The 25045-nt window shown below is 64.0% G+C and carries 21 protein-coding genes; 8 read left to right on the top strand and 13 right to left on the bottom strand.

Annotated features, from left to right (window positions below; genetic code table 11):
- Positions 1-43: 43 nt before the first annotated feature.
- Positions 44-2599 (bottom strand): sulfite reductase flavoprotein subunit alpha, encoded by a 2556-nt coding sequence (locus RTH46_RS05290; RefSeq protein WP_316905165.1) that lies wholly within the window; start codon positions 2597-2599, stop codon positions 44-46.
- 99 nt (positions 2600-2698) lie between these two features.
- A complete protein-coding gene (locus RTH46_RS05285; RefSeq protein WP_153787447.1) occupies positions 2699-5002 on the bottom strand; it encodes a TonB-dependent receptor in 2304 nt (767 codons plus the stop codon).
- 222 nt (positions 5003-5224) lie between these two features.
- On the opposite strand from RTH46_RS05285, the gene RTH46_RS05280 reads away from it, so the two are divergent.
- Both RTH46_RS05280 and RTH46_RS05275 read left to right on the top strand, forming a co-directional pair.
- Positions 5225-5905 (top strand): Fe2+-dependent dioxygenase, encoded by a 681-nt coding sequence (locus RTH46_RS05280; RefSeq protein ID WP_316905164.1) that lies wholly within the window; start codon positions 5225-5227, stop codon positions 5903-5905.
- 3 nt (positions 5906-5908) lie between these two features.
- Complete coding sequence (locus RTH46_RS05275; protein ID WP_316905163.1) at positions 5909-6658, top strand: tetratricopeptide repeat protein; 750 nt, start codon at positions 5909-5911, stop codon at positions 6656-6658.
- 144 nt (positions 6659-6802) lie between these two features.
- On the opposite strand, the gene RTH46_RS05270 is transcribed toward RTH46_RS05275, so the two are convergent.
- On the bottom strand, positions 6803-7966 hold the full coding sequence (locus tag RTH46_RS05270) for a type III PLP-dependent enzyme (protein WP_110993485.1): 1164 nt from the start codon (positions 7964-7966) through the stop codon (positions 6803-6805).
- 585 nt (positions 7967-8551) lie between these two features.
- On the opposite strand from RTH46_RS05270, the gene RTH46_RS05265 reads away from it, so the two are divergent.
- The 3 genes from RTH46_RS05265 (at position 8552) to RTH46_RS05255 (ending at position 12546) form a co-directional block, all read left to right on the top strand.
- Positions 8552-9040, top strand: coding sequence for an RNA polymerase sigma factor (locus tag RTH46_RS05265; RefSeq protein ID WP_153787445.1), 489 nt, complete (start codon positions 8552-8554; stop codon positions 9038-9040).
- 17 nt (positions 9041-9057) lie between these two features.
- A complete protein-coding gene (locus RTH46_RS05260) occupies positions 9058-10020 on the top strand; it encodes a FecR family protein (protein ID WP_153787444.1) in 963 nt (320 codons plus the stop codon).
- Between the two features lie 108 nt (positions 10021-10128).
- On the top strand, positions 10129-12546 hold the full coding sequence (locus RTH46_RS05255) for a TonB-dependent siderophore receptor (protein ID WP_316905162.1): 2418 nt from the start codon (positions 10129-10131) through the stop codon (positions 12544-12546).
- A gap of 92 nt (positions 12547-12638) precedes the next feature.
- Here RTH46_RS05255 and RTH46_RS05250 read toward each other — a convergent pair whose 3' ends face one another.
- The 4 genes from RTH46_RS05250 to RTH46_RS05235 are packed head-to-tail and all read right to left on the bottom strand — an operon-like array spanning position 12639 to position 16081.
- Entirely contained in the window at positions 12639-13796 is a 1158-nt protein-coding gene (locus RTH46_RS05250; RefSeq protein WP_153787442.1) for a betaine/proline/choline family ABC transporter ATP-binding protein, read from the bottom strand.
- Positions 13793-14446 (bottom strand): ABC transporter permease, encoded by a 654-nt coding sequence (locus RTH46_RS05245; protein WP_153787441.1) that lies wholly within the window; start codon positions 14444-14446, stop codon positions 13793-13795. Before RTH46_RS05245 ends, RTH46_RS05250 begins: the two co-directional genes overlap by 4 nt.
- Positions 14443-15354: a glycine betaine ABC transporter substrate-binding protein gene (locus RTH46_RS05240; RefSeq protein ID WP_153787440.1), complete on the bottom strand. Its 912-nt coding sequence runs from the start codon at positions 15352-15354 to the stop codon at positions 14443-14445. Before RTH46_RS05240 ends, RTH46_RS05245 begins: the two co-directional genes overlap by 4 nt.
- Before the next feature lie 13 nt (positions 15355-15367).
- On the bottom strand, positions 15368-16081 hold the full coding sequence (locus RTH46_RS05235; protein WP_153787439.1) for an ABC transporter permease: 714 nt from the start codon (positions 16079-16081) through the stop codon (positions 15368-15370).
- A 408-nt stretch (positions 16082-16489) separates the two neighbouring features.
- On the opposite strand from RTH46_RS05235, the gene RTH46_RS05230 reads away from it, so the two are divergent.
- The 3 genes from RTH46_RS05230 (at position 16490) to RTH46_RS05220 (ending at position 18847) form a co-directional block, all read left to right on the top strand.
- Complete coding sequence (locus tag RTH46_RS05230) at positions 16490-16750, top strand: type II toxin-antitoxin system RelE/ParE family toxin (RefSeq protein WP_316905161.1); 261 nt, start codon at positions 16490-16492, stop codon at positions 16748-16750.
- Positions 16751-16822: 72 nt separating this feature from the next.
- Positions 16823-17152, top strand: coding sequence for an XRE family transcriptional regulator (locus RTH46_RS05225; RefSeq protein ID WP_316905160.1), 330 nt, complete (start codon positions 16823-16825; stop codon positions 17150-17152).
- 111 nt (positions 17153-17263) lie between these two features.
- Complete coding sequence (locus tag RTH46_RS05220) at positions 17264-18847, top strand: peptide chain release factor 3 (protein ID WP_153787436.1); 1584 nt, start codon at positions 17264-17266, stop codon at positions 18845-18847.
- Positions 18848-18963: 116 nt separating this feature from the next.
- Here the strand turns inward: RTH46_RS05220 and RTH46_RS05215 are convergent, their stop codons facing one another.
- From RTH46_RS05215 to RTH46_RS05190, 6 genes are all read right to left on the bottom strand, one after another.
- Complete coding sequence (locus RTH46_RS05215) at positions 18964-20043, bottom strand: polyamine ABC transporter substrate-binding protein (protein ID WP_153787435.1); 1080 nt, start codon at positions 20041-20043, stop codon at positions 18964-18966.
- Between the two features lie 52 nt (positions 20044-20095).
- A complete protein-coding gene (locus RTH46_RS05210) occupies positions 20096-20437 on the bottom strand; it encodes a cupin domain-containing protein (protein WP_153787434.1) in 342 nt (113 codons plus the stop codon).
- Between the two features lie 32 nt (positions 20438-20469).
- Positions 20470-21876, bottom strand: coding sequence for an FAD-dependent oxidoreductase (locus RTH46_RS05205; protein WP_316905159.1), 1407 nt, complete (start codon positions 21874-21876; stop codon positions 20470-20472).
- Positions 21877-21940: 64 nt separating this feature from the next.
- A complete protein-coding gene (locus RTH46_RS05200) occupies positions 21941-22750 on the bottom strand; it encodes a helix-turn-helix domain-containing protein (protein ID WP_316905158.1) in 810 nt (269 codons plus the stop codon).
- A 355-nt stretch (positions 22751-23105) separates the two neighbouring features.
- Positions 23106-24074: a peptide ABC transporter ATP-binding protein gene (locus RTH46_RS05195; RefSeq protein ID WP_110993472.1), complete on the bottom strand. Its 969-nt coding sequence runs from the start codon at positions 24072-24074 to the stop codon at positions 23106-23108.
- The gene (locus RTH46_RS05190; protein ID WP_153787430.1) at positions 24074-25042 is read right to left on the bottom strand and encodes an ABC transporter ATP-binding protein; all 969 of its coding nucleotides are present in this window, start codon (positions 25040-25042) and stop codon (positions 24074-24076) included. The genes RTH46_RS05195 and RTH46_RS05190 overlap by 1 nt, the downstream gene beginning before the upstream one ends.
- Between the last annotated feature and the right edge of the window lie 3 nt (positions 25043-25045).

The following is a 25045-nucleotide window of genomic DNA, read 5'->3' as shown; positions in this document are numbered from 1 at the left end:
GCGATCACGTGGGAGCGGGCTTGCCCCGCGATGGTTTCAGGCTTCAGTACACATCCCGCCGATAGCGCCCATCCTCGATCAGCTGCTGCACCTGCGCTTCACCGAGCATCCCCCGCAGCGCCGCATCCACCCCCGCAGCCATCCCGTGCAAACTGCCGCACACATACACACAGGCGCCGTCGTCGATCCAGCGCTTGAACTCGACGGCCTGCTGCAGCAGCACATCCTGCACATAGACCTTCTCGGCCTGGTCGCGTGAAAACGCCAGGTCCAGCCGTTGCAGATCGCCCTTGGCCAACCAGCCCTGCAGCTCCTCGCCACACAGTAGGTCGTGGGCACGGTTGCGCTCGCCGAACAGCAGCCAGTTGCGCTGCTCACCTGCGCCAATGCGTGCCTTCAAGAGGCTGCGCAAGCCAGCCAGGCCGGTGCCATTGCCGATCAGTACCATCGGCGCCGCCGCGTCGGGCAAGTGGAAGCCGCTGTTACGGCGCAGACGCGCGCTGAGCGTGCCGTCCAGCGCCAGGTACTCGGTCAGCCAGCCGGAACCCAGGCCCAGGTTGCCATCGGGGTGGCGTTCCTGGCGCACGATCAACTCCAGCTCGCCATCGCTGGCAATGGAGGCGATCGAGTATTCACGGGCACTCAGCGGGATCAGCGCATCGACCAGCGCCTGGGCATGCAGCCCCACCAGGTGCTCACGGCTCTGCGGCAGTTGGCGGCCGCCCAGGGCCTGGGCGAGGGTTTCCTGCAGGCCGTCCACTTGCACCGGGCTGTGTGGGTCCATGCCCAGGCCGGCCAGCAATGCATCGATGCGCTGTTGGCCATTGCGTGGCACTACTTCAATCAGGTCGCCGGCCTCCCAGTTCGCCGCTACCTCGGGTTGCAGGCCCAGCAGGAACACCGGGGCGCCCTGGCTGCCCGGGTTGAGCAGTTCACGGCGGGCCAGGCGCCAATTGCCGAAGCTGGCGGGCTGCCACGCGGCTACCGGCTGCGCGCCGGTCAGTCGTGCCAGCTCTTGTTGCCACAGTTGCAGCGCGGCGGGGTCGGCGTTGTCCACTTCGACTGCGCTGAATGCGCTGCTGGCGCCACGCTCGCTGAGCCAGGCCTGCAGCCGTCGGGCAAAACCGCAGAAGTGCGGATACTGGCGGTCGCCCAGGGCCAGCACGGCATAGTCCAGGTGTTCCAGTGCCCAAGGCTTGCCGATGACTTTGCGTTCGAAGGCCCGAGCGCTGTCCGGCGCTTCACCGTCGCCGAAGGTGCTCACCACGAACAGCGCGCGGTTGGCCTGGCGCAGTTCGGCCTCGCCCAACTGCGCCAGCGGGCGCACCTGCACCGGCAAGCCGGCGGCCTGCAGCTGCCCGGCGCTCTGCCAGGCCAGTTGCTCGGCGAAGCCGCTCTGGCTGGCGAAACCGATCAGCCAGCTGTCGCCGTTGCCGGCACTGGCCGACACCGCGCCGCGGGCGGCACGCACCTGGCGCTTCTTGCGCCGGCGGTCTAGGTACAGCAGCCAGCCGGTGACGAAGAACAGCGGCATGGTCAGGCTGGCCAGGGTAACGATGATTCGCCCCGGCAAGCCAAAGTAGCTGCCCACGTGCAGGGCGTAGACGCTCTGCAGCAGCTGGGCCTTGAACGAGCTGTCGCTGTAGCGCTGGTGGCGCTTGATCTGGCCGGTGGCCGGGTCGAGGGTGAGGGTGTTGAAGGCGCGCTCGTGGTCGGCGTCCTGCAACAGGTAGAACAGCGTAGCCGGCTGACCGCCGGCTGGCGGCAGGCGCAGGTTGTAGGTGGACAGGCCAGGGCCCGCCGCGTCCTTGAGATTGGCCCAGATGGCGTCGTAGTCGACCACCAGTGGCGGGGCGTTCTTGTCGACCTTTGGCGGGCCATGGCGGCCACCGCGGCCTTCACCGCGCTTCTGCTCGCCGGCCGCCGGTGGGTCGGCCAGCAGCTTGTTCAGGCCCGCGCGGTACCACTCGTACGACCAGAACAGCCCGGTCAGGGCGAACAGCAGGTAGAACAGCAGGCACCAGGTGCCGAACACCGCATGCAGGTCCCAGTTGAACGCGCGGCCTTTCTTGGCCCAGTCCAGGGTCAGCCAGGTCCGCCAGTTCAGGGCCTTGCGCGGCCAGCGCAGGTACAGGCCGGACAGGCAGAAGAAGATCAGCATCAGGGTGCAGGCACCGGTGATCTGCCGGCCGGTGTCGCCCACGGCGAGGAAGCGGTGCAGCTGCAACACGAAGTTGAAGAAGCCCAGCCCGCTCACTTCGCCCTTGAGCTCGCCGGTGTAGGGGTCGGCATAGCGCAACTCGCCGCGGCGCTCACCGGGCGCGGGGGTGAAGAAAATCCGCGCGGCATTACCCTCGCGGGTGTCTACCCACAGCATCGAGACCTTGTCGCCTTGCGCGGTTTCGACCCGGCGCACGAGCTCGGCCGGCGGCAACACGCCCTCCTGGCGAACCTCGACCCTGAGCACCTCGGCGTTGAACGCGCGCAGCAGCTCCTCCTGGAACGACCAGATCGCCCCGGTGATGCCCATCAGCGCCAGCACCAGGCCAGCGGTGATGCCAAACAACCAGTGCAGCTGGAACAGCGTCTTCTTCAACACATCGATCACCTTGTCTGGCCGCCTACCGCGCGGCGTGCATTATGCCTTGATACGCAAAAGCCCCGTTCAAGCAAATGAACGGGGCTTGGGCTGCATCCTTTAGAAGTGGACGCTGGTGGTCAGCAATGCGGTCCGGCCCGCCGCCTGGTTGGCGAAGTGGGTAGAGAACGCCTTGTCGTAGTAGACCTCGTTGGTGAGGTTCTGCACGTTCAGCTGCAGGTCGACGTTCTTGGTCAGCTTGTAGGCGGCCATGGCGTCGTAACGTACGTAGCTGTCGACCATGGTGGTGTTGGCCACGTTGCCGAACACGTCATCGACGTAGAAGGCGCCGCCGCCGACGGTGAACTTAGGCGTGACCTGGTAGGTGGTCCACAGGCTGGCGCTGTTGTTCGGGGTGTTCGGCAGCTGGTTGCCGTCGTTGGCCTTGCCCAGCGGGCCGCCGTCGATCTGGCGGGCCTGCATGTAGGTGTAGCCGGCGAATACCTGCCACTTGTTGGTCAGCTTGCCGCTGGCCGACAGCTCGATGCCCTGCACGCGGGTTTCGCCGACGTTCTCGTAGCTGGTGGTACCCACCTGCACACGGGCATTTTCTTTCTCGGTGCGGAACAGCGCGGCGGTGAGGGACAGACGCTCTTCGAGCAGGTCCCACTTGGTGCCGATCTCGTAGTTGGTGGTTTCTTCCGGTTCCATGTCGCTGGCGAGCAGGTTGCCGGAGCGGTCGGTGGTGTTGCCCAGCGGGTTGCCTTCCATGCCTTCGCCCAGCTGCGCGCCCGGCGGGGTGGCGGAGGTGGCGTAGGACACATAGATGCTGCCATTGTCGGCCGGTTTCCACACCAGGCCCAGCTGGCCAGTGATGAACTCGCTGGTGTCCTCGCCCTTGGCGGCGATGCCCTTGGCGTTGACCGTGGTGCTGCCGTTGGCGTTATGGGTACGGTACTGGGTGTCGAAGTGGTCGTAGCGCAGGCCCATGTTCAGCAGCCAGGCCGGGGTCAGCTCAAGGGTGTCGAACACATACAGCGCTCGGGTGTTGCTCTTGGTGTTGGTGCCGGCGTAGTTGCGCGAGATGGCGCCGTTCCACGGATCGTCCGGGTTCGGGTTGCTCAGCGAGGTGCAGTTGTAGGACGGCGCGCCGATGCCGTTGCATTGGCGCAGGTTGTTGACCACGGTGGTGCCGGCGGTGGTAGCGACATCGTAGGAGGTCCGGTCGGACTCCTCGCGGCTCAGCTCGATACCGGTGGAGAAGCTGTTCTTCAGGCCGCCCAGGTAGAACTCACCGAACAGGTCGGTCTGGTTGGTGGTGGTGGAGGTATTGCTGACACGGGTGTTGGCCCGGCGCCAGACGCTGCCACGGTTGACGTTGCCCTGGCTGTCGTCCGGCTGGGTCAGGATATAGTCCTGCATGCTGCTGCCGTGGCGCAGGGTGTTCTTGATGGTCAGCGCATCGGTCAGGTCGTGCTCGATGGCGAAGGTGGCGATGTCTACCCGCGACTTGCGGAAGTCACGGTCGGTCAGGCCATAGAAGTTGTCGCTGTCGCCACCGTCCTGAGGCTTGCTCGGGTGCGCCGAGGTACGCGCGGCACTGCCACGTACAGGAATGCTGTACGGGATGCCCGAATCCGGCAGGTCGTCGCTTTCCAGGTGGTAGTAATCGAGGTTGACGCGGGTCGGCGTACCCAGGCCGAAGGCCAGCGACGGGGCGATGCCCCAACGGTCGTAGTTGACCTTGTCGCGGCCGGCGACGTTGCTTTCGTGGGTCATCAGGTTCAGGCGCCCGGCAATGGTATCGCTGAACTGGTAGTTGCCGTCGAAGGTGTAGCGCTGGGTCTGGTCGCTGCCCCAGGTCCAGGCGCCGTCCAGCGAGTTGCCCAGGTGCGCGCGCTTGCTCACCAGGTTGATGGTGCCGCCCGCCGCGCCGCGGCCACCGATGGCCGAGTTCGGGCCCTTGGCCACTTCCACCGATTCGATGGCGAAGATCTCACGGGTTTGCGCGCCAGTGTCACGCACGCCGTCCAGGTAGGTATCGCCCTGGGCGTCGAAGCCACGGATGAACGGGCGGTCGCCTTGCGGGTTGCCGCCTTCGCCGGCGCCGAAGGTTATGCCGGGCACGGTGCGCAGGGCATCCTGCAGGTTCAGGGCATTGGTGTCCTTGATCACTTGCTGCGGGATCACGGTGACTGAACGCGGCGTGTCCACCAAGGGGGCGGTGTACTTCTGCGAGGAGGCTTTCTCGACCTTGTACTCGGTGTTCGCCTGTTCGGCCTTGCCGTTGACGCTGGTGGCGTCGAGGGTGATGGCGTTATTGGCGGCCGGGTCGGCAGCGTAAGCGGAAGTGGCGGTGATCGCCAGGCCGATGGCGGAGGCGAGCAGACGTGGTGAACTGACGGCGGTTGGCACGTGACGCATTGTTATTGACCTTCCCCAAGGTATCGAAGGCCGCGGATGTTAATGTAAGCGAATGTAAGGAACAATTGAGAAGCGTTACCATTCGCCAGGAATTTACATTCTTTACATTTTCACCTTACGGTTTTTATGGGTTCGTGCGTCGATTGGTCCGAAAGGGGCTTGTGAAGGGTAAAAGGGAATCAATATCATTGGCGCCCCTTACCTGTGCCAGGTGCCACCGCCATGCTGCTTCACATTCCCGGGCTGTTCGACGCCGATGAAATCTCGCGTATCCGCCAGGCCCTGGAGCAGGCCGACTGGGCCGACGGCAAGGTCACGGCGGGCTACCAGTCGGCCAAGGCCAAGCACAACCTGCAGTTGGCCGAAGGCCATCCGCTGGCCAAGGAGATCGGCAGCGCGCTGATCGAGCGGCTGTGGCGCAACCCGCTGTTCATGTCGGCGGCGCTGCCGCACAAGGTGTTCCCGCCGCTGGTCAACTGTTACCAGGAGGGGGGCAATTTCGATTTCCATATCGACAACGCCCTGCGCCAACCCAAGGGCAGCCCGGAGCGGGTGCGCACCGACCTGTCTTCGACCCTGTTCCTCAGTGACCCGGACAGTTATGACGGCGGCGAACTGGTGATCCAGGACACCTATGGCGTACAGCAGGTCAAGCTGGCGACCGGCGACATGGTGCTGTACCCCGGCACCAGCCTGCACAAGGTCAACCCGGTCACCCGCGGCGCCCGTTATGCGGCGTTCTTCTGGACCCAGAGCCTGGTGCGCGATGACGGTCAGCGCACGCTATTGTTCGAGATGGACAACGCCATCCGCCAGCTCACCGCCGACATGCCGGATCACCCATCGCTGCTGCAACTGACCGGCACCTACCACAACCTGCTGCGCCGCTGGGCCGAGGTCTGAGCCGTGTCCTATCAGTTGCGTCGTGAACAGGTGGTGGACCTGGCAGGGCTCAAGGCCATGCTCGAACATAGCCCGGGCCAGGCCGCCCAGGCCATCCTCGCGGCAGCGGGGCAGGGCGCGGTCGAGGCGCAGTTGCTGCTGGGGCAGATCCTGCTCGACGGGCGCGGCATCGAGCAGGATGCCGAGGTCGCCCGGCGCTGGTTCCAGATTGCCGCCCAAGGGGGCAATGGCATGGCGCACAACATGCTAGGGCGCTGCCTGGAGCATGGCTGGGGCGGTGCGGTGGACCTGGCCCAGGCGGCCATTCACTACGCGCGTGCGGCCGACACCGGATTGGACTGGGGCATGTACAACCTGGGTAACCTGCTGGCCACCGGGCGTGGGCTGCCTCAGAACCAGGCCCAGGCATTGGCGTGCTACGAGAAGGCTGCTCAGCTGGGCCACGCCAAGTCGATGAACTTGTACGGCCGTTATCTGGAGCAAGGTATTGCCACCGCCGCCAGCCCGGCCCGTGCCGTACGTTGGTATCGCCGTTCGGCCGAGGCGGGGGATTTTCGCGGCATGTTCAGCCTGGCGATGGTGTTGGTCGAGCGGGGGCAGGTCGGCGAAGCAGGGCCTTGGCTTGAGCGAGCCAGGGTTGAGGGCAACCTGAATTTCCTGCGCAGTGCACGGGTGACGCTGCAGGGCGGCGGGCCTTTGCTGGCAGGCTACGCGGCTGCGTATGCCGGGGAGATCGAACAACGCGGGATTTGATGGCGCATGTCCGGGCCTCTTCGCGGGTAAACCCGCTCCCACAAGTACAGCGCTCGATTCGGACCTGGCGCGATCCTGTGGGAGCGGGCTTGCCCCGCGATAGGGGCGCACATACAAAACGGGGCCTTGCGGCCCCGTTTTCAGTTACAGGTAGTAAGCCTTCAGCGGCGGGAAGCCGTTGAATTCCACCGCGCTGTAGCTGGTGGTGTAGGCACCGGTGGACAACCAGTACAGACGGTCGCCGATGGCCAGGTTCAGTGGCAGGCCGTACTTGTAGTTCTCGTACATGATGTCGGCGCTGTCGCAGGTCGGGCCGGCGATCACCACTTCTTCGGTCTCGCCTTTCTTTTCGGTCCAGATCGGGAACTTGATGGCTTCGTCCATGGTTTCGATCAGGCCGGAGAACTTGCCCACGTCGGTGTAGATCCAGCGCTCGACCGCGGTGCGCGACTTGCGTGCCACCAGCACCACTTCGCTGACCAGGATGCCGGCGTTGGCGATCAGCGAGCGGCCTGGCTCGAGGATGATTTCCGGCAGGTCGTCACCGAAATCTTCCTTGAGGAAGCGAATGATCTCTTCGGCGTAGGTCTCGAGGCTGTTGGTGCGGGTGATGTAGTTGGCCGGGAAGCCGCCACCCATGTTGATCAGCTTCAGCTCGATGCCGTCTTCTTCCTTCAGGCGCTCGAAGATCACCTTCACCTTGGCGATGGCGGCGTCCCACACGCTGATGTCGCGCTGTTGCGAACCAACGTGGAAGGAGATGCCGTACGGCACCAGGCCCAGGTCGCGGGCGAGGATCAGCAGGTCCATGGCCATGTCGGTCTGGCAGCCGAACTTGCGCGACAGCGGCCAGTCGGCAGTGGTGGAGCCTTCGGTGAGGATACGCACGTAGACTTTCGAGCCCGGCGCGGCCTTGGCGATGTTGCGCAGGTCGGCTTCGGAGTCGGTGGCGAACAGGCGCACGCCTTTATCGAAGAAGTAGCGGATGTCCTTGGACTTCTTGATGGTGTTGCCGTAGCTGATGCGGTCAGGGCTGACGCCGCGGCCAAGCACCTTGTCCAGCTCGTAGATCGAGGCGATGTCGAAGCTCGAACCTTTCTCTTTGAGCAGGTCGATGATTTCGACGGCCGGGTTGGCCTTGACCGCGTAGTAGACCTTGGCGAATTCGAACCCGGCGCGCAGGTCGTCGTAGGCCTGGCTGATCATCTGGGTGTCGATGAGTACGAACGGGGTTTCCTGCTTGTCGGCGAACGCCTTCATTTTCTGGAAGGTGTCACGCGCGAAATAGTCTTCGACCTGGATCGACATGCTCAAGGGCTCCATGGGCAAACTGAAAAAATAAGTGGCTGCAAACTGAACGTCCTCCGTATCCCCACTTTGGTTCGCCTACTTCCCAAGGCATGTCGCCGAAAGCAAAAAGGTCAACCGTGCCAGGTGTGTGGCTGCGGGTGACCTTGCTGTCTCGTCGTCAGTACTTGAGCCGGATGGATCGTTTCCAGCATGGACGTTCGGCGCGCACTTTAGGGCGTGATTCCAGCAAGATCAACAGGCAATCCCGGTGGGTTCGCCGTGGATCGACGAGCAGTTACCTGAATAACCGACTCGTGTGACCGGCAGATGTTCCCCGGGATCTTTGAAGCGTTAAATATTGTGGAATAGACCTGATTGGCCCCGTCGCGGGTTAACCCGCCCCCACAGGGATTGCGTGATTCCTGTGGGAGCGGGTTTACCCGCGAAGGGGGGGCAGGTGTTCATATTTATGGCCACGTATCTCTGGTACGTCGGTGCATGAAACTCGTCATAAATTTTTTGTTACCGACTGGCGGAATTGCTGGTTTTGATGAGAAACATTACTATTCGCACCCTTATCTGCCTGCCTGATGACCCCCTACCGTGTCCGGACACAAAGGCTTCCTCGACCACTATCACGAGCTGATCGGCACCTGGACGCGCAAATTGCGCAGTCGTCAGCAGGCCGAGGACCTCACCCATGATGCCTTCGTGCGGGTTCTGGAAAATCCGCGCGATCGGGTCGAGCAGCCACGCGCCTACCTTCACCAGACCGCACGCAACATCGCTGTCGATGGCTTTCGTCGCGAAGACCGGCGCCAGGCCCTGGTGCTGGAAGGATTCGACGACGAAGCGGCGCCGGCTGATGACCCGGAAGCCTACGTGCATGCCCTGGAACTGGCCGACAGCGTCGAGCGGGCGCTGGCCGAACTGCCACTCAACTGCCGGCAGGTGTTCGTCTGGCAGAAGCTCGAAGGCCTGAGCCAGGCCGAGATCGCCGAGCGCATGGGCTTGAGCAAGAACATGGTCGAAAAGTATATGATCCGCACGCTCCGACATCTGCGTGAGCACCTGGATGTGTCGGCCAGATGAGTCAGGAGACCCCATTGATGAAACAGCACGTTCTCGACCCCGTGCGCGAGCAGGCCGCGGCATGGTTTGCCCGCGTCCAGGATGCGCCGGGCGATGGCGAGATGCTGGCGGCCCTGGGTGCGTGGCTCGAGCAGGACGCCCGGCACCGCGAGGAATACCAGCTGCTTGTGCGGCTATGGGGCGCGGCCGACTTCATTCCCCGTCAGCGCCTTGAAGCGTTGTGCTCTGCCGAGCCGGTGCGTCAGCTGCCGCGCCGCCGTGTGCTGCGCCAGGCGTTGGCGGCAGGCGTGGCGATCGCCGCCCTGGGCCTGGGTTGGAGCGGCTGGCAGTATCAGCAGCTCAATCATCACGAAAGCTTGCAGACCAACATGGGCGAGCGACGTCAGTTCGAATTGCCGGATGGTTCGCATCTTGAGCTCAACAGCGCGACCCGGGTGGACGTGGCCTTCAGTTCAGGCCGGCGACAGGTGCGGCTGAGCCAGGGCGAGGCGATGTTCATCGTCGCCCACGACAGCAACCGACCTTTCGTGGTCGGTACGGCCCAGGGAGAGGTGACCGTAACCGGTACCCGTTTCGACGTGCGTCAGGATCCGGGCAGCACTCGGGTGGCGGTGGAGCAGGGCTCGGTGCGGGTTCAGGGCACAGGCGGTTCGCTGGCGCAGTTGGGCGCAGGCCAGGGTTCGCACATCGACACCCAGGGTAATGTCGCCGCGCCCTACACCATCGACGCCAATGCGCTCACCGCCTGGCGGCAGGGCAAGCTGGTATTCGACAACGCCCCGCTCAGTGAGGTGGTCAAGGAAGTCTCGCGCTACCGGGCTCAGCCCTTGAAGGTTGCGCCGGGGAAAGTGGCCGGCCTGCGCCTGTCCAGCACCTTCAGCATCGACGATCCGGACGCCCTGCTGCGCGCCTTGCCGAGCATCTTGCCGGTGGCGGTCAAACAGCACCCGGACGGCTCCAGCGAAATAATTTCAAAATAGATTCAGGTTTTTTTTCGCCCGTTCGTCTTCCCCGCCAGCTGCAACTGCCAAGCATTTACATTTGCATGCGGTTAGCGTTTATCCGACCTTTCAGGATTTCTCGAAGACGTGAACAACAACAAGCCCCTTCTCCAGCTGCGCCGCCTGGCGCTGGCCCTGGCGGTCAGCGCTGCCGCCGCCAACAGCTACGCCGAAAGCATCCAGATCCCTGCCCAGTCGTTGGCCGCCGCCCTCAAGCAACTGGGCCAGCAGACCAACCTGCAGCTGTTCTTCAGCCCCGAACTGGTGGCGGGCAAAGAGGCCCCGGCGGTGTCCGGCGAGCTGGCCCCGGAACAAGCGCTGCAGCAACTGCTGCAAGGCAGCGGGCTGACCTTCGAGCAGTCGGCCGATACCGTGGTGGTCAAGCCGGCGGCAGTCGCCGGGACGCTGACAACCGGCAGCCTGGAGCTGGCGCCCACCGATGTGAAAGTGGTCGGTGACTGGCTGGGCGATGCCCAGCAGAGCGTGGTGCAGAACCACCCCGGCGCACGCACCGTGGTACGCCGCGAGGCAATGGTGGAGCAGGGCACCATGAACGTGCGCGATGCCCTGCGTGGCATCCCCGGGGTACAGGTGCAGGATTCCAACGGCACCGGCGGCAGCGACCTGTCGCTGAACGTTGGCGTGCGTGGCCTGACCTCGCGCCTGTCGCCGCGCTCGACCGTGCTGATCGACGGTATCCCGGCCGCCTTCGCGCCCTATGGCCAGCCACAGTTGTCGATGGCGCCGATCTCCTCGGGCAACCTCGACAGCATTGATGTGGTGCGCGGCGCAGGCTCGGTGCGCTATGGCCCGCAGAACGTCGGTGGGGTGATCAACTTCGTTACCCGGGCGATCCCCGAGAAGGCCACCGGCGAGCTGGCGACCACCCTTGAAACGTCGCGTTATGGCGGATGGAAACACACCGAGTCGGCCTTCGTCGGCGGCACCGCCGACAACGGCATCGGCGTGGCGCTGTTGTACAGCGGCGTCAACGGCAATGGTTACCGGCGCAGCAACAACGACAACGACATCGACGATGTGCTGCTCAAGACCCATTGGGCGCCGACCGACGTCGACGAGTTCTGGCTGAACTTCCACTACTACGATGGCCGCGCCGACATGCCCGGCGGCCTCACCCAGGCCCAGTACGACCAGGACCCCTACCAGTCGCTGCGTGACTACGACTACTTCGCCGGCCGGCGCAAGGACGTGTCGTTCAAGTGGCAGCGCCAGCTCGACGACGCCACCCAGTTCGAGGTGCTGACCTACTACACCGACAGTTTCCGCGGCAGCACCATCGCCTCCAGCGACATGACGACCTTGTCGTCGTACCCGCGCAACTACCACACCTTTGCCATCGAGCCGCGCTTGTCGCGGGTGTTCTTCGTCGGCCCGACCACCCAGGAGGTCAGCGTTGGCTACCGCTACCTGAAGGAGGCCATGCGCGAGCAGTCGACCCGGTTGTCGTTGATCAACAATGTGCCGACCCAGACGGCCAAGTCCGACGGCCATGTGTTCCAGGACCGCAGCGGTGGTACCGAGGCCAGCGCCTACTACATCGATGACAAGATCGATGTGGGCAACTGGACCATCACTCCAGGTATCCGCTTCGAGCACATCAACACCGACTGGCGCGACCGCCCGGTGCTGGACGACAGCCGCAAGCCGGTGGCAGAGAAGAACCGCAGCATCACCAGCAACGAGCCGCTGCCGGCGCTGAGCGTGATGTACCACCTGTCCGATGCGTGGAAGCTGTTCGCCAACTACGAGACCTCGTTCGGCAGCCTGCAGTACTTCCAGCTGGGTCAGGGTGGTACCGGCGACAGCACTGCCAATGGCCTGGAGCCGGAGAAGGCCAAGACCTACGAGCTTGGCACGCGCTATGACGATGGCCATTTTGCCGGTGAGCTGACGGCGTTCTACATCGACTTCGATGACGAGCTGCAGTACATCAGCAACACGGTGGGCTGGACCAACCTCGGCGCCACCACGCACCAGGGTATCGAGGCGTCGGCGCGCTATGACCTGGCCGGGCTGGACCCGCGCCTGCAAGGGCTGTCGGTGAATGCCGGGTACACCTACACCCGGGCCACCTACGAGGGTGATATCCCCGGCTTCGAAGGCCGCGACCTGCCGTTCTACTCGCGCCAGGTGGCGACTGCCGGCCTGCGTTACCAGGTCAACCGCTGGACCTGGAACCTCGATGCGTTCGCCCAGTCCGGGCAACGCGCACCGGGTACCGGCATGACCAAGACCGGTCAGTTCACCGGCAATTACATTACCGAACCGAGTGCCGATGGCCAGTACGGCGATATCCCGGGCTACGTGACCTGGCATGCCCGGGGTGGCTATGACTTCGGGCCGCAACTGTCCAACCTGAAGCTGGCAGCCGGGGTGAAGAACCTGTTCGACAAGCAGTACTTCACCCGCTCCAGCGACAACAACTCGGGGATCTACGTGGGTGAGCCGCGCACCTTCTATGTGCAGGCCAGTGTAGGGTTCTGATCCGACGTTGCCTTCATCGCGGGGCAAGCCCGCTCCCACGCCAGATACCAACCTGTGGGCTGGCGTGGGAGCGGGCTTGCCCCGCGATGCATTTACGAGGCCACCGCCTCGGCCGGCGACACGATACTGGTCTTGCCACCCCGCGAGCGCCCGGAACTCAGGTACGCCGCAATCGACTCCTGCGTCACTTCCCCGAGGAACACCTGCCCTGCATCCAGCACCGGCAGCCACGCCCGGTTGAACTCGTACATCCGCGACAGCAGGATGCGCAGGTGTTCATCGTGCGACGCCGTGGCATTGAACGGCCGCAGGAAGTCCCCGCAAGTGCCCTGTTGGCGATGCATGTCGCGCCGGCGCACATAGCCCAGCGCCTTGTTCTGCCCGTCGGTCACCACCACATAGCGGCGGTCGTGCTCATCCAGCAGCTCGAGCGCATCGGCCACCGGCGTTTGCGGGCTCACCGACGGCGCGTTGTCCGCCGCATCTTCGGCGCGCACCAGCAGCAGGCGCTTGAGCGTGCTGTCCTGGCCGACGAAGTTGCTGACGAAGTCATCCACCGGGTGCGCCAGCAGGGTGTCCGGGTGATCCAGCTGCAACAGCTTGCCGGCGCGGAAGATGGCGATCTTGTCACCCAGCTTGATCGCTTCGTCGATGTCGTGGCTGACCATGATCACGGTCTTGTTCAGCGCCCGCTGCATCTCGAAGAACTCATGCTGGATCAGCTCGCGGTTGATCGGGTCGACCGCGCCGAACGGCTCATCCATCAAGAGCACCGGCGCCTCGGCGGCCAGTGCGCGAATCACCCCGATGCGCTGTTGCTGCCCACCGGATAGCTCACGCGGGTAGCGCTGCAGATACTGCTTGGGCTCCAGCTTGATCATGCTCATCAGTTCGCGGGCGCGGTCGTGGCATTTCTGCTTGTCCCAGCCGAGCAGGCGCGGCACGACGGTGATGTTTTCCTCGATGGTCATGTTGGGGAACAGGCCGATCTGCTGGATCACGTAGCCGATATGGCGGCGCAGGGTCACTTCGTCCAGCCCGCTGGTGTCCTCGCCATTGATGAACACCTGGCCCGAGGTGGGGGTGATCAGGCGGTTGATCATTTTCAGCGTGGTGCTCTTGCCGCAGCCTGAGGGGCCGAGGAACACGCAGATCTCGCCTTCGTTGACGGTAAGGCTCACGGCATCGACGGCTTTGACCTCCTTGCCGTTGGCGTGGAAGGTCTTGCTGAGGTTCTTCAGTTCGATCATGGGCGCAGTCCTTCTGGAGTCAGGGCACGTTGCAGGGTTTGCAGGAGCAGGTCGGCGATGATCGCCAGCAGGCTGACCAGCACGGCGCCGACCAGCAGCATCGACATGTCGCTGCGGCTGATGGAGGTGAGGATGAGCACGCCCAGGCCGCCGGCGCCGATGGTGGCGGCGATGGTCATCACGCCGATGTTCATCACCACGGCGGTGCGCACGCCAGCGAGGATCACCGGCACGGCGATGGGCAGCTCGACCATGCGCAGGCGCTGGCCGAAGGTCATGCCGATGCCGCGTGCGGCCTCACGAATGCCCGGCTCGACATTGGTCAGGGCCAGGTAGGTGTTGCGCAGGATCGGCAGCAGTGAATAAAGGAACACCGCGGTGATGGCCGGCAGCGGGCCGAGGCCTTGGCCGAATTTCGAGTAGAACGGCAGCAGCAGGCCGAACAGGGCGATCGACGGAATGGTCAACAGCACCGTGGCGCTGGCCTGCAGCGGGCCGGCCAGTGACGGGAAGCGGGTCATCAGGATGCCCAGCGGCACGCCGACCAGGATCGCCAGGCCCACCGCGATACCGACCAGGGTGATGTGCTGCCCGGTCAGTTGCAGGACCTGGGCCCAGTCCAGGTGGGCGAAGGTGTCGAGCAGGTTCATGGTTTCACCTCGCTGAGTGGGTGCGCTTGCAAGAAGGCTGCGGCGACCACGGTCGGGCTCTGGTGCTCGACATCGACCTTGGCGTTGAGCTGGCGCATGGTCTCGTCATCGAGCTGTTCGGCCAGCGGCTTGAGCAGCGTGGCCAGTTGCGGGTGGGCGTCGAGCACGGCCTGGCGCACCACTGGGGCGGCGGTGTAGTCGGGGAAGTAGTGCTTGTCGTCTTCGAGCAGCTTGAGGTTGAACGCGTTCAGGCGCCCGTCGGTGGTGTAGACCAGGCCGGCGAACACCTGGTCGTTGCGCATCGCGGTGTACACCAGGCCGCCGTCCATCTGGCGGATGTTGCGCCGATCCAGCGGCAAGCCATACAGCTCGCGCAGGCCGACCAGGCCATCGGGGCGGTTGGCGAACTCGGTGTCCAGCGCTACCAGGTGCAGGCGTTGCTGCTCGTCGTGCAGTACCTGGTTGAGGTCGCTGATGGTGTTGATCTGCGGATAGGCCTCGGCAACCTGCCTCGGCAGGCCCAGGGCATAGGTGTTGCTGAATTTCGACGGGGTCAACCAGACCAGGCCCTTTTTTGCGTCGAGGGCTTTGACCCGGGCGTAGGTGGCGTCTGCGTTGGGCATGCGCTCGTCGACATGGTTGTAGGACACCAGCGACACGCCGGTGTATTCCCACATCAGGTCGAGCTGGCCGGTCTCCTGCGCCTGGCGCGCGATGTTGCTGCCAAGGCCGGTGGTCACGCGGACCTCGAAGCCGTTGGCACGCAGGTACTGGGCGGTGATTTCGGCGAGCACGGTCTGTTCGGTGAACATCCGCGCGCCGACGTGGATCAGCGGTTTTTCCGCTGCCTGGGCAAATCCTGCGTACAGCAGGGCCGCGCCCAGCAGCATGGCGATTGTCTTCTTCATGGGTTCCCTTTTTTCAGTGGGCCAGGCCACGTTCCAGCCAGCGCTTGCTGGAGGCACTCACCAGCGCGTCGAGCGCCAGGGCCAGCAGTGCCGTGCACGCGGCGCCGAGCAACAGCTGCGGCTGGTTGTTCAGGGCGATGCCGGGGAAGATCAGGCTGCCCAGGCTGTTGGCGCCGATCAGGAACGCCAGGGGCGCGGTGCCCACGTTCAAGGCCAGGGCCACCCGCACGCCGCCGACGATGATCGGCACGGCGTTGGGTAGTTCGACCTGCCACAGCTGCTGGCGCGGGGTCATGCCGATGCCGGTGGCGGCTTCCTTGAGCGAGGCAGGGACGTTTTTCAGGCCCTCGTAGGTATTGCGCACGATGGGCAGCAGGGAGGCGAGGAACAGCGCGAAGATCGCAGGGCCTGCGCCGATGCCCAGAACGCTCAGGGCGATGGCCAGGACGGCCAGGGGAGGAATGGTGTTGCCAATGTTGAAAAACTGCATGAAGCGTTCGGCTTTGTCGACCCGTTGCGGTCGACTCAGGGCAATGCCGGCGGGGATGCCCACGGCCAACGCCGCCGCCATCGAAGCCAGCACCAGGACCAGGTGCGCTTGCAGGTAGAAAGCCAGATCGTCGCGGTAGCGGGCGATCGTATCGATGCCGATCCAGTGGACCAGCAGGGCCAGGATGACGAGCACGGCGGCCCATCCCAACAGCCCTTTTCCGTAGCGTGCAGCCACAGGCGGACTCCTTCTTGTAGTCGGCGCTCACCCTCCCGTGTGGCCGGCCATTCCTGGCGGCGGGAGGAGTGCTCGCGAGTAGCAGCCTGATGCGTGGCAACAGGCCATGAGCCGAACCCCGTCGGGTTCGAAATGCAGGTGAAACCAGCCCTGAAGCGAAGCGGCTTGCAGGGGAGTGGACGTCTCCGTGGGCGTAAAGGTTCCCATCTGAGGCGGCATTTGGCCAGTGTTAATCACTGGCGCTAGGGAAATTTCACGCGATAAAAAATCGTGAATATGACGTGGAGGCGTTGAAGTAGCTGCTATCTAGGCCCCCTGTCGATCTTCATAGTCATTTACCGATTTATTTCGATATGTTCTTGAGGGAATATTCCCTGGGGGGGTATTTTTACGGTGTGGTCGATTGCAATGTGCCAAGCGTTCGATATTGAGTTTCGGGCGTTGAGCGAGGTTGTGCAGGACGAGTTGTTGGCTCAGCTCCATTTGCTCCGGCGCCTTGGCCCTGCCTTGGGGCGCCCGCATGTGGATACGCTGAAGGGCTCCAGGCACTCGAACATGAAAGAGTTGCGGTTCACTGCGGATGGCGGGGTATGGCGCGTCGCTTTCGCATTTGATCGTTCTCGCTGCGCGCTGTTGCTCGTTGCGGGTGACAAGGCAGGTATCAGTTAACGCAGGTTTTACGAGCGCCTGATTGACCGCGCCGATGATAGGTTTGACCAGCATTTGTCCGGAGATTGAGAAATGTACAAGACGCTTGATGAGGTGATGAACGAGCTGTCCCCTGAACGCAGGGCCAGGGTCGAGGAGCGTGGTCGCCAACTGATTCGTGAGCAACTGACGCTACAGACTTTGCGCAAACAGTTGGAGATCACTCAGGAAAGCATGGCGGAGCGCCTGGACATCCGTCAGGGCAATGTTTCGAAATTTGAGAATCGTAGCGATATGTTGATTTCAACATTGCGTGATTACCTCGAGGCCATGGGGGGGCGGTTGGAGCTGGTCGCTCATCTGCCAGGTCGCGCGCCCATTACCATCGACGGGCTTGGCGATGATTCGTCGGCTCAGGGCTAGCCGTTGCGCGAAGAGTGGAGTCACAGTCATGAATGGGGCCTGTTTTGGCCTCTTGCCCAACTTCAGGTATGATACGGCCCCTTTTTTAATCCCCCAGTCAGGCGATTTCCCATGACCAACCAGGCCGCCGAAGTCGCGAAGCGCCGCACTTTCGCCATTATTTCCCACCCCGACGCCGGTAAGACCACCATCACCGAGAAGCTCCTGCTGATGGGCAAGGCAATCTCTGTCGCGGGTACCGTGAAGTCGCGCAAGTCCGACCGCCACGCCACCTCCGACTGGATGGAAATGGAGAAGCAGCGCGGCATCTCCATCACCACCTCGGTGATGCAGTTCCCTTACCGCGAGCACATGATCAACCTGCTCGACACCCCCGGCCACGAAGACTTCTCGGAAGACACCTACCGCACCCTGACCGCGGTGGACTCGGCGCTGATGGTGCTCGACGGCGGTAAGGGTGTAGAGCCGCGTACCATTGCCCTGATGGATGTCTGCCGCCTGCGCGACACGCCCATCGTCAGCTTCATCAACAAACTCGACCGTGATATCCGCGACCCGATCGAACTGCTCGACGAAATCGAGGCAGTACTGAAGATCAAGGCCGCGCCGATCACCTGGCCGATCGGTTGCTACCGCGACTTCAAGGGTGTTTACCACCTGGCGGGCGACTACATCATCGTCTACACCCCGGGCCACGGTCACGAGCGTACTGCGGTAAAGATCATCGAGAAGCTCGACTCCGATGAAGCCCGCGCGCACCTGGGTGACGAATACGAGCGTTTCCTCGAGCAACTGGAGCTGGTGCAGGGCGCCTGCCACGAGTTCGACCAGGACGAGTTCATCAACGGCCAGCTCACCCCGGTGTTCTTCGGTACCGCATTGGGCAACTTCGGTGTCGACCATGTGCTCGACGCGGTGGTCGACTGGGCGCCGCGCCCGCTGGCACGTGCGGCCCACGAGCGTACCGTGGAGCCGGTGGAAGAGAAGTTCTCGGGCTTCGTGTTCAAGATCCAGGCGAACATGGACCCGAAACACCGCGACCGTATCGCCTTCATGCGCATCTGCTCGGGCAAGTACGAGAAGGGTATGAAGATGCGCCACGTGCGCACCGGCAAGGACCTGCGCATCGGCGATGCGCTGACCTTCTTCTCTTCCGAGCGTGAACAGCTCGACGAAGCCTTCGCCGGCGACATCATCGGCCTGCACAACCACGGCACCATCCAGATCGGCGACACCTTCACCGAAGGCGAGGCGCTGGGCTTCACCGGTATCCCGCACTTCGCCCCGGAGCTGTTCCGCCGCGTGCGCCTGAAGGACCCGCTGAAATCCAAGCAGCTGCGCCAAGGTCTGCAGCAGTTGGCCGAAGAGGGTGCGACCCAGGTGTTCTTCCCCGAGCGCAGCAACGACATCATCCTCGGTGCGGTCGGTGTGCTGCAGTTCGACGTGGTCGCCAGCCGTTTGAAGGAAGAGTACAAGGTCGAGTGTGCCTACGAGCCCATCACCGTGTGGTCGGCGCGCTGGATCAGCTGCGATGACAAGAAGAAGCTCGAGGACTTCCAGAACAAGGCCATGGAGAACCTGGCCATCGACGGCGGCGGTCACCTGACCTACCTGGCGCCGACCCGGGTCAACCTGTCGCTGATGGAAGAGCGCTGGCCGGATGTGAAGTTCCGCGCGACCCGCGAGCATCACTGATTCCAAAAGCCTGCACCCAACCCTGTGGGAGCGGGTTCACCCGCGAATGCGATGTTGAATTAACCGACGCATTCGCGGGTAAACCCGCTCCCACAGGGGTCGAGTAATGCCCGCAATCAATTGCCTGCTTTTATGCTGGTCCAGATCCGCGTCCTGATGCGGTCGATCTTCGCCGGCATCGCCTCCAGGGCATACAGCTTGCCCATCACATCCTCGCTCGGGTAGATCATCGTGTTGGCTTTCATGGCCGGGTCCACCTTCGCGTCGGCCTGCTGGTTGCCATTGGCGTACTGCACGAAATTGCTGATGCCCGCCATCACCTCAGGTTGCAGCAGGTAGTTCATGTAGGCGTAGCCCGCCTTCTCGTCCGGTGCATCGGCCGGCATGGCGACCATGTCGAACCACATCGGCGCGCCTTCCTTGGGGATCGAATACCCCACCTTCACCCCGTTCTTCGCCTCTTCGGCGCGGTTCTTGGCCTGCAGCACGTCGCCCGAGAAGCCCACCACCACGCACACATCGCCATTGGCCAGGTCGCCCGTGTACTTCGACGAATGGAAGTAGCTGATGTATGGGCGCACCTTCATCAGCAGCGCCTTGGCCTTGTCGTAGTCGGCGGGGTCCTGGCTGTGTTGCGGCAAGCCCAGGTAATGCAGGGCGATCGGCAGCAGTTCGGGGCCGTTGTCCAGCACCGCCACGCCGCAGCTTTTCAGCTTGCCGATGTACTCGGGCTTGAAGATCAGGTCCCAGGAATCCACCGGAGCGTTGTCGCCCAGTACCGCCTTGACCTTGTCGATGTTGTAGCCGATGCCGGTGCTGCCCCACAGGTACGGGAAGCCGTACTGGTTGCCCGGGTCGTTGACCTCCAGGGCCTTGAGCAGCACCGGGTTGAGGTTCTTCCAGTTGGGCAGCTGCGACTTGTCGAGCTTCTTCAGGGCCTTGCCCTGAATCTGCCGGGCCATGAAGTGGTTGGAGGGGAACACCACGTCGTAGCCGGAGTTGCCGGTCATCAGCTTGCCGTCGAGGGTCTCGTTGCTGTCGAACACGTCGTAGGTCGGCACGATGCCAGTGGCTTGCTGGAAGTTCTTCAAGGTGTCGGGTGCGATGTAGCTCGACCAGTTGTAGATCTTCACCGAGTCGGCGGCGCTGGCCACGCTGGCGGCCAGCATCAGGGGAGCGAGAAGGAGCGTGCGCATGTCGGGGTTACCTTGCTTTGTCTGTTGTTATCGAAGGCAGGCGATCAGCGGATCAGAAGATCAGAACGTAGGTCTTGCGCACGGTTTCCTGGATGTCCCAGGTGCCGACGCTGTTGGCCGGTAGCATCAGTGCGTCTCCGGCTTCTATTGTCAGGGGCTCGCCACCGTCGGGGGTGAAGGTGCAGCGGCCCTTGATGAAATGGCAGAACTCCTGTTGCACGATCTGCCGCCGCCAGCGCCCGGGGGTGCACTCCCAGATGCCGGTCTCGACCCCGTCGCTGCGTTCGACGCAGGTGACCGAGGTGACTGCGACCGGCTCGCCGAGGGGCACGGCGACCGGGTTGGAGCTGGCCAGGATGACGCTGTCGGTGTGCTTGAACTGGGTGATGCTCATGACCGGTGGATCCTGTGGTGGTGGAGGGGAAGTCAGTGCATGAAGCCTTCCATGAAGTCGGCCAGCCCGCTGGCCAGGCGTCGCCGCCAGGGTGCGCTGGCCGGGCTGGCGAGGGTCCGGTCCTCGTGGACGAAACTCTGGATGATCGCGTTGTAACCCAGCCAGCGGCACGGCTCGGGCGGCCAGCTGGCCAGGCTGGCCAGCGGGCGGTTGTCGTGTACCCAGGGCTGGGCGGTGAGGGCGTTGTGCTGACCGAGGATCAGCGCTGCCAGGGTGCGCCCGCCGAGGTTGGTGGCACCGACGCCTTCGCCGCCGTAGCCGCCCGACAGGGCGATGCCACGCTGGCGGTCGCACAGCATGTGCGGCCTGAAGCGCCGGGCCATGCCCAGGTTGCCGCCCCAGGAATGGGTGATGCGCACGTGCTTGAGCTGCGGGAACAGCTCGCCGAACAGGTAGCGACGCAGTTCCACTTCGCTGTCGGTGAGGGTGAAATCTTCGCGTAGCCGGCCGCCGAAGCGGTAGCCACCGCGGGCGCCGAACACCAGGCGGTTGTCGGCGCTGCGCTGGCCGTAGGTGACCTGGCGGCTGTTTTCGCTGAAGGCCTGCCCCTGGCTCAGGCCGATCTGCTCCCAGGTCGATTCCGGCAGGGGTTCGGTGGCCACCAGCAGGCTCTGCACCGGCAGCTGATGACGCCCGAGCGGCGGCAGGCTGGCGGCATAGCCCTCCACGGCCGGCACGACCCAGTGGCTGCGGATGCGCGCCAAGGGTGTGCGTACCTCGGCGGTCTGCCAGTCGATGGCCGGGGTGTTTTCGTAGATGGGTACACCCAGGTTTTCCACGGCCCGGGCCAGCCCGCGCACCAGTTTGGCCGGTTGGATGGTCGCGGTGTGCGGGCTGAAGATCGCGCCGTAGGGGTTGCTGACGCGCAGGTGCGCATCCAGCTGCTCGGGGCGCAGCCAGTGGTAGTCGTCCTCGGTCATGCCCTGGCGATACAGGTCGTCCAGCCAGGCGCGCAGGCTGCGTTCCTGCTCCGGGTAGCGGGCTGCACAGTAGAGCACGCCGCCCTTGCGGTAGTCGCAGTCGATGCCTTCGCGCTGCAGCACGCTGTGCACTTCGTCGGGGACGCCGTGCAGCAGGTCGATGCTGGCGCGGCGCTGTTGCGGTGACAGGCTGGCCAGCAAGCGGTCCTCACCCAGCAGGTTGCCCATCAGCCAGCCGCCATTGCGCCCAGAGGCACCGAAGCCGGCGATGTTGGCCTCGATCACCGCGATGTTCAACTGCGGTGCCTGGCGCTTGAGGTAGTAGGCGGTCCACAGCCCGGTGTAGCCGGCGCCGATGATGCACACATCGAGGTCCAGGTCTTCGCGCAGTGCCGGGCGTGCGCACAGCGGCTCGTCGAGCTGGTCCATCCACAGGCTGATCGTGCGCAGGGGTTGCATCGGGTCGGGCTCCACATCCGTCTTGGTCTGTGGGCGATCCTATTAGCGCGCTGCGATGGCTGTCTTACGTGCGTGCACGCAGGGAAATTTGCTTGAGGTAGGCCTTGGGCGACAGCCCGGTGTGTTCACGAAAGCACTTGTAGAACGCCGACAGCGAGTTGAACCCGGCATTGAACGCCAGCTGGTCGATGGGGGCTTCGGCGCTGCCGTTGTCCAGGCCGGCCATCAGGTACTGCAGGCGCGCCTGGTTGACGTAGCGGTAGAAGCTCTGGCCCAGCACCTGGTTGAGCAGGTAGGAAATCTGGTTGCGGCTGTAGCCGCTTTCGTCGGCCACTTGTTGCAGGTCAAGTTCGGGGTCCAGGTAGGGGCGCTGGTGATTGAAGTAGTGCTCCAGATCCTGGGCCATGGTCGACAGCTGGCGCGGCGACAGGCCCAGGCGGCTGGTGGCCGGGCGCGGGCCGTTTGCCTGGCTGCCCTTGGCGTGCTGGCGCACCAGCGTTGCGTATTCGTTGATCCGCCAGATCAACCCGTCCTTGACCGTGATCGCCTCGCTGGACTGGAACGCCACCAGTCCTTCGCCCCCCTGTACGGTGACCTGGTACTGGATGAACGCGGTGCAGCCGTCGACGCGAATGCGGTCGCTGTGGACGATGTCCTCGCCGGCCTCGTGGGGCAGGCAGGCGCGCACGTAGTCGCGCAGCTCGTCAAAGCCGAGCACGCGGTTCTGGAAGAAGTCGTGGTACTGGATCTCCGGGTGGTAGAGCGCCATCACCCCGTCCAGGTCGCGATGCTTCCAGCACAGGTGGTAGCGCATGACGGTGTCGGCGGTGAGCGGGGTTTGCCCGCGGCCGTCGGGGAGGGTGGTCGAGGTCATGGCAGCGATAGTGCATCGGGCTGCTTGCGGGTGACAAGGCCAGGCATTGCAGAACGCCTTCGGGGGCAAGCGGCGATCCGGCATTTTGCACGGCGAATCACAGCGGCTTAACAGCTAAGGCCTTGTTTCATATGGATGTCATTTTTTGACACAACTGGCATGGGCGCTGCACGGACCTGGGTAGACCACGAACGAGGAGAAGCATCATGCGCTCGATACTGCTGTGGATGATTGGCGTGCCGATTCCGGTGATCATCCTGATCTGGTTCTTCATGCATTGAGAAAATCACGAGGCAAGCCCGCTCCCACGAGGCCTGTTCAGGCTCGTGGGAGCGGGCTTGCCCCGCGATGACGTTTAAAGGAACTGTTCGGCGTAGTGGCAGGCCACTTGCCGCGTACCCACTTGCCTGAGCGCCGGCACCTCCTTGGCACAACGCTCGGTGGCATACGGGCAACGCTTGTGGAACGCGCAGCCATCCGGCGGATTCAGCGGGTTGGGCAGTTCACCGGCAATGCGGATCTTCGGCTTCAGCGGGTCCGGATGGATCGCCGGTGTCGCCGACAGCAGTGCCTGGGTGTACGGATGCAGGGGCTTCTCGTAGATATCCTCCTTCGGCCCCATCTCCGCCGGCCGGCCCAGGTACATCACCAGCACCTGATCAGCCACATGGCGCACCACCGCCAGGTTGTGGGAGATGAACACGTAGGCGGTGTTGAACTCCTTCTGCAGATCCATGAACAGGTTCAGCACCTGGGCCTGGATCGACACGTCGAGCGCCGAAGTCGGCTCGTCCGCCACCAGCACCTTGGGCTGCAGCATCATCGCCCGGGCCAGGGCGATGCGCTGGCGCTGGCCACCGGAAAACATGTGCGGGTAGCGCTGGTAGTGCTCTGGGCGCAGGCCCACCTGCTCCATCATCTTCTGCACTTTCTCGCGGCGCTCGGCCTTGCTCAGCGAGGTATTGATCAGCAGTGGCTCGGCCAACTGGTCGCCGATCTTCTGCCGCGGGTTCAGCGAGGCGTAGGGGCTCTGGAACACCATCTGCACATCGCGGCGCAGTTGCTTGCGCTCGGCCTTGCCAGCGCCGTTGACCTCGGTGCCGGCGATCTGCAGCGAGCCGGACGACGGCTCCTCGATCAAGGTCAAGGCACGGGCCAGGGTCGACTTGCCGCAACCCGATTCGCCGACCACGGCCAGGGTCTTGCCAGCCTCCAGTTCGAACGATACGCCGTTCAACGCACGCACCAGGGCATGGCCCTTGAACAGGCCGCGGGACACTTCGTAATGACGGGTCAGCTCACGGGCTGAAAGAACGACGGCCATCACGCCACCTCCTGGTTGAGCGGGTAGAAGCAACGCACCAGGCTATGGGCCTGTGGGTCGAGGGCGGGGCGTTGGCGGCGGCAGTTTTCCTGCACGTAAGGGCAGCGTGGCGACAGCAGGCAACCCTGCGGGCGGTCGTAGCGGCCGGGGACGATGCCGGGCAGGGTGGCCAGGCGTTCGGCGCCGATGCTGTGCTCGGGGATGGCCGCCAGCAGCGCTTCGCTGTAGGGGTGGGCGGGGATGTCGAAGAGTTCCGGCACCTGGCCGACCTCGACGGCCTGGCCTGCATACATTACACACACGCGCTTGGCAGTCTCGGCGACCACGGCCAGGTCGTGGGTGATCAGGATCAGCGCCATGTTGCGCTCTTTCTGCAGGTTGACCAGCAGCTCCATGATCTGCGCCTGGATGGTCACATCCAGCGCGGTGGTCGGCTCGTCGGCGATCAGCAGCTTGGGTTCACCGGCGATGGCCATGGCGATCGCCACCCGTTGGCTCATACCACCGGACAGTTGGTGCGGGTAGGCGTCCAGGCGGCTTTCGGCGCCCGGGATCTCGACTTTTTTCAGCAGCTCCAGGGCACGCTGGCGGGCGGCCTTGCCCTTGAGCCCGAGGTGTTGGCGCAGCACTTCCTCGATCTGGTAGCCCACGGTGTAGCTGGGGTTGAGCGCGGTCATCGGGTCCTGGAAGACCATGGCGATGTCCTTGCCCACCACCTTGCGCCGTTGCCGGCCGCTGAGCTTGAGCATGTCGGTGCCGTCGAAGGTGAGGGCATCGGCGGTGATGCGCCCGGGGGCGTCGATCAGGCCCATCAGGGCCATCATGGTGACCGACTTGCCGGAGCCGGACTCGCCGACGATGGCGAGGATCTCGCCGGCGTCCACGTTCAGGTCGAGGCCGTCCACCACCGGTACTGCATTGGCGTCGCCGAAGCGCACGTTCAGGTTGTTGATCTGCAACAGTGACATGGC

Source organism: Pseudomonas sp. zfem004 (genome assembly GCF_032621715.1).
GTDB classification, from domain to species: domain Bacteria; phylum Pseudomonadota; class Gammaproteobacteria; order Pseudomonadales; family Pseudomonadaceae; genus Aquipseudomonas; species Aquipseudomonas sichuanensis.
The sequence above is the reverse complement of the archived record's forward strand: the minus strand, read 5'-3'. Positions and strand labels throughout refer to the sequence as shown.